The 4,618-nt window shown below is 69.5% G+C and carries 5 protein-coding genes; 1 reads left to right on the forward strand and 4 read right to left on the reverse strand.

What is annotated here, in order from left to right; all coding sequences use genetic code 11:
* From acpS to rpoZ, 4 genes are all read right to left on the reverse strand, one after another.
* The coding region (gene acpS, locus ACFQ4O_RS15405; RefSeq protein ID WP_378776895.1) for a holo-ACP synthase at positions 1-276 on the reverse strand (276 nt) is incomplete at its 3' end.
* Complete coding sequence (locus tag ACFQ4O_RS15410; protein WP_378776897.1) at positions 273-1,028, reverse strand: pyridoxine 5'-phosphate synthase; 756 nt, start codon at positions 1,026-1,028, stop codon at positions 273-275. The genes acpS and ACFQ4O_RS15410, both read right to left, overlap by 4 nt.
* Before the next feature lie 13 nt (positions 1,029-1,041).
* Positions 1,042-3,255, reverse strand: coding sequence for a RelA/SpoT family protein (locus tag ACFQ4O_RS15415; protein WP_378776899.1), 2,214 nt, complete (start codon positions 3,253-3,255; stop codon positions 1,042-1,044).
* Positions 3,256-3,438: 183 nt separating this feature from the next.
* Positions 3,439-3,822 carry a DNA-directed RNA polymerase subunit omega gene (gene rpoZ / locus ACFQ4O_RS15420; protein WP_378776901.1) on the reverse strand — a complete coding sequence of 128 codons (384 nt, stop codon included), beginning with the start codon at positions 3,820-3,822 and terminating at the stop codon, positions 3,439-3,441.
* A 184-nt stretch (positions 3,823-4,006) separates the two neighbouring features.
* Here rpoZ and ACFQ4O_RS15425 point away from each other — a divergent pair, with 184 nt between their 5' ends.
* On the forward strand, positions 4,007-4,594 hold the full coding sequence (locus tag ACFQ4O_RS15425; RefSeq protein WP_378776903.1) for a LabA-like NYN domain-containing protein: 588 nt from the start codon (positions 4,007-4,009) through the stop codon (positions 4,592-4,594).
* Positions 4,595-4,618 lie beyond the last annotated feature (24 nt).

The raw sequence follows: 4,618 nt of genomic DNA on the forward strand, positions 1-4,618 counted from the left end.
GCCGGTCAGGCGCAGCGCCGGGCGGCCGGCCTCGTCGTTCTCGACGCCGATCTCGCGCCAGGCGGCGTGCTGGCCGAAGCCGCAGCCCAGCGCCTTGGCGCAGGCCTCCTTGGCGGCGAAGCGCTTGGCGTACGCGGCGGCCGGCGCCGTCTGCGCCCCCGCCTTTGCCCGCTCGGCCTCCGTGAACACGCGATCGAGGAAACGGTCGCCGAACCGGGCGATGGACCGCTCGATGCGGCGGATGTCGCAGAGGTCCGTGCCGACGCCGAGGATCACGCCGCGCGCGCCTTCCGCCCGTCGGCCATGGCCGCCGTCATGCGGCGGATGGTCTCCGGCAGCCCGACGGCGATGGCCTCGCCGATCAGGAAGTGGCCGATGTTGAACTCCGCGATCTCCGGCAGCGCGGCGAGCGTGCGGGCGGACTCGTAATCGAGCCCGTGGCCCGCATGGACTTCGAGGCCGAGGCTGGCCGCAAGCCGCGCACCGGCCGCAAGCCGCGCGAACTCCCGCGCCGCCGCCTCGTGCGCGCCGGCGGCGAGCGCCTCGCACCACGTGCCGGTGTGCAACTCCACAACCGCGGCGCCCAGCAGCGCCGACTGCTCCAGCGCCGCCTCGTCCGCCTCCACAAACAGCGAGACGCGTATACCCTCGGCCGCCAGCTCCTTCACCACCGGGGCGATCGCGGCCTTCTGCCCGATGACGTCGAGCCCGCCTTCGGTCGTGCGCTCCTCGCGCTTTTCCGGCACCAGACAGGCGGCGTGCGGCCGCACGCGCAGCGCGATCGCCAGCATCTCCGGGGTCGCGGCCATTTCCAGGTTGAGCGGGCGGTCCACCTCCGCGCGCAGGCGGTCGATGTCGGCGTCGCGGATGTGGCGACGGTCCTCGCGCAGATGCGCGGTGATTCCGTCCGCGCCCGCGTCCGCCGCCAGTTTCGCGAAGCGCACGGGATCGGGATGCGCGCCGCCGCGGGCGTTCCGCACGGTCGCGACGTGGTCGATGTTGACCCCGAGCCTGATCGGTCCTGCCATATCCGTTTCTTCTTCAGCCGTTGACGCGCTGGACGTTGCTCACCACCGGCGCCTGGCGCAAGTCGGCGATGATGGCGCCCAGATGCTTCACGTCGTAGACGCCGAGATCGAACACGATGTCGTGGAAGTCCGGCGAGCGCGAAATCATCCGCACGTCGTCGATGTTCGCCTCGTAAGCGCCGATGATCTGGGTGATGCGGGCGAGTGAGCCCGGCTCGTTGATCGACGTCACCATGATGCGCACGGGAAAGCGCTCGCGCCGCGCGAGGTCCACGTCCCAGCGCACGTCGAGCCAGCGCTCGGGCTGATCGTCGTACTCCTTGAGCGCCGGCGACTGGATCGGGTAGATCGTGATGCCCTGCCCCGGATCGAGAATGCCGACGATGCGATCGCCCGGCACCGCGCCGCCGTCCGGCGCGAAACGCACCGGCAGGTCGCCGCGCAGGCCCCGGATCGGGATCGAGGGCTGCGGCCCGTCCGCGGGCTCCCCGCCCGGCGCCTTGAAGCGCAGCGCTCCCGCCTGCTCCAGCCCGAACCAGCCGTTGGCCGGCGCCGGCAGCCCGAGCGAGGTCCGGGGACGCTCGTCCTGCACCTCGGGATAGACCGCGCGCACCACGTCGAGCGAGTGCATCTCGCCGCGCCCGACCGCCGCCAGCACGTCGTCGATGCTGACGCGCGCCAGCCGGTGCAGCGACATCTTCAGCTTCTCGTCCGAGAACGCCTTGCCGTTGCGCTCGAAGGCGCGCTGAACGATCTGGCGGCCGAGCCCGGCGTATTGCGCGCGCACCGCGGCCCGCGTGGCGCGTCGAATGGCCGCGCGGGCCTTGCCCGTCACCACCACCGCCTCCCAGGCGGCGGGCGGCGTCTGGGCGTCGGAGCGGATGATCTCCACCTCGTCGCCGTTCTTGAGTTCGACGATCAGCGATTCGGTCTTGCCGTTGATCTTCGCGCCCACGCAGCCGTTGCCCACGTTGGTGTGCACGGCGTATGCGAAGTCGATCGGCGTCGCGCCGCGGGGCAGCGCGATCAGGCGGCCCTTGGGCGTGAAGCAGAACACCTGGTCGTTGAACAGCTCGAGCTTGGTGTGCTCGAGGAACTCTTCCGGATTGTCGCCCTCCGCCAGCAGCTCCACGGTGCGGCGCAGCCAGCCATAGGCGCGGCTTTCGCGCGCCAGCGCGTCGTTGTTGCCGCCGAGCCCGTCCTTGTAGAGCGCATGGGCCGCGATGCCGTATTCGGCGAAGCGCTGCATGGCCTCAGTGCGGATCTGCAGCTCTACCCGCTGGTGGCCCGGTCCCACGATGGTGGTGTGGAGCGAGCGGTAGTCGTTCTCCTTCGGAGTGGAGATGTAGTCCTTGAACCGGCCCGGCACCGTCGGCCAGCCGGAATGGAGCACGCCCAGCGCCCGGTAGCAGCTCGGCACGTCGGCGGCGATCACCCGGAAGCCGAAGATGTCGGACAGCTGCTCGAAGGCCACCGACTTGCGCTCCATCTTGCGCCAGATCGAATAGGGCTTCTTGGCCCGGCCGGTGATCTGCACGTCCATGCCGGCGGCGGCGAAGCGCTCCTCGAAGGCGCGCTGGATGTCGGCGATGGAGTCGACGCTGCGCTCGCGCAGCGCGTTCAGCCGGTCGACGATGGTGTCGTAGGCGTCCGGATAGAGCGTGCGGAAGCAGATGTCGTCCAGCTCGTCGCGCACGCCCTGCATGCCCATGCGGCCGGCGAGCGGGGCGTAGAGCTCCACCGTCTCCTGGGCGATGCGGGCGCGCTTGGCCGGCGGCACGAAATGCAGCGTGCGCATGTTGTGCAGGCGGTCCGCGAGCTTCACCAGCAGCACGCGCACGTCGTCGGCGATGGCGAGCAGCAGCTTGCGCAGGTTCTCCGCCTGCGCCGCCTCCTTGGTGACGAGATCGAGCTTCTTGAGCTTGGTCAGCCCATCCACCAGCGCGCCGATCTGGCGGCCGAACAGCGCGTCCAGCTCGTCGCGGGTGGCGTCGGTGTCCTCGATCGTGTCGTGCAGCAGGGCGGCGACGATGGTGGCGTCGTCGAGCCGCAGCTCGGTGAGAATCGCCGCCACTTCCAGCGGATGCGAGAAATAGGGATCGCCGGACGCGCGCTTCTGCGCGCCGTGCGCCTTCATGGCGTAGACGTAGCCGCGGTTCAGCAACGCCTCGTCGGCGCTGGGATTGTAGGCTTTGACGCGCTCGACGAGCTCGTACTGCCGCATCATGTCAAGGCACGCCGAACGCTGGAGAACAGGGACAGGGCGAAGACCGCCGGAGAACCGTTCCAGATATCGTCGCCTTCGCACCGGGGCACAAGTTCGCGAAAGCCACAAAGCAAAAGCGCCGCAGGGCCTTGGCCGCCGCGGCGCTCATGGAATGTCCGGAACGGATCGGCGACGCCTAAGGCGTCACTCCTCGTCGTCGGTCTCGGCCGGCGGCACGAGGCCTTCGAGGCCGCGCAGCAGGTCCTCTTCCGTCATGCGGTCGAAGCTGACATTGCCGTCGTCGTCGGAGGAGCCGGAGCCCGCCAGCGCCGGCACGGTCTCGGCCTCCGGCTCGTCCACTTCCACATACTTCTGCAGCGAGTGGATCAGGTCTTCCTTCAGATCCTCGGGCTGCACGGTCTCGTCGGCGATCTCGCGCAGCGCGACCACCGGGTTCTTGTCGTTGTCGCGGTCGATGGTGATCGGAGAGCCGGACGCGATCAGGCGGGCGCGATGGCCGGCGAGCAGCACGAGCTCGAACCGGTTCTCGACCTTATCGATGCAATCCTCGACGGTGACGCGGGCCATGGGGCGTCCGCTCCTCTGTTCCTAAGATCAAGTTCAGGATTGAACGCGGTCTTTACCGCGAGGCCGCTCCTGTGGCAAGGACCGTGACAGGCGCGACATCCGGCGGAGGTTTTCTCCGGTCCGGCGGCGCGACCCGAGCCCCCCTCTTTTTCCGCCCAACGCCTTTTCGGAAAGCGCGCGCACCATGTTCTATTCGGACGAACGCCTCGGCCTGTTCATCGACGGCGCCAACCTCTACGCCACCGCCCGCGGCGTGGGCTTCGACATCGACTTCCGCCGTCTGCTGCGCGAGTTCCAGGGCCGCGGCTATCTCATCCGCGCCTATTACTACACCGCGCTCGCCGAAGACGTAGAGGTCTCCACCATCCGGCCGCTGATCGACTGGCTCGACTACAACGGCTACACGGTCGTCACCAAGCCGATCAAGGAGTTCACGGACAGCCAGGGCCGCCGCAAGGTCAAGGGCAACCTCGACATCGAACTCGCCATCGACGCGCTGGAGATGGCCGAGCACATCGACCACATGGTGCTGTTCTCCGGCGACGGCGACTTCACCCCGCTGGTCGCGGCCATGCAGCGCCGGGGCGTGCGCGTGACGGTGATCTCCACCGTCACCACCCAGCCGGCGATGATCGCCGACGACCTGCGCCGCCGCGCCGACCACTTCCTCGACCTCGCCGACCTCAGCCAGAAGATCGGCCGCGACCCGTCCGAGCGCGCGGCCCGCGAGGCGCGCCGTCAGGCGGCGATCGACACCACGCCGCAGCCGTGAGCGCGGCGCAGGCCGCGCCGCCGC

It is taken from the genome of Methylopila musalis, from assembly GCF_042679725.1.
GTDB classification, from domain to species: Bacteria; Pseudomonadota; Alphaproteobacteria; order Rhizobiales; family Methylopilaceae; genus Methylopila; species Methylopila musalis.

Bases quoted from the DNA above. Each gene is read 5' to 3' on its own strand.
- ACFQ4O_RS15425 (WP_378776903.1), top strand. From the start codon at position 4,007: ATGTTCTATTCGGACGAACGCCTCGGCCTGTTCATCGACGGCGCCAAC.
- ACFQ4O_RS15410 (WP_378776897.1), bottom strand. From the start codon at position 1,028: ATGGCAGGACCGATCAGGCTCGGGGTCAACATCGACCACGTCGCGACC.
- rpoZ (WP_378776901.1), bottom strand. From the start codon at position 3,822: ATGGCCCGCGTCACCGTCGAGGATTGCATCGATAAGGTCGAGAACCGG.
- ACFQ4O_RS15415 (WP_378776899.1), bottom strand. From the start codon at position 3,255: ATGATGCGGCAGTACGAGCTCGTCGAGCGCGTCAAAGCCTACAATCCC.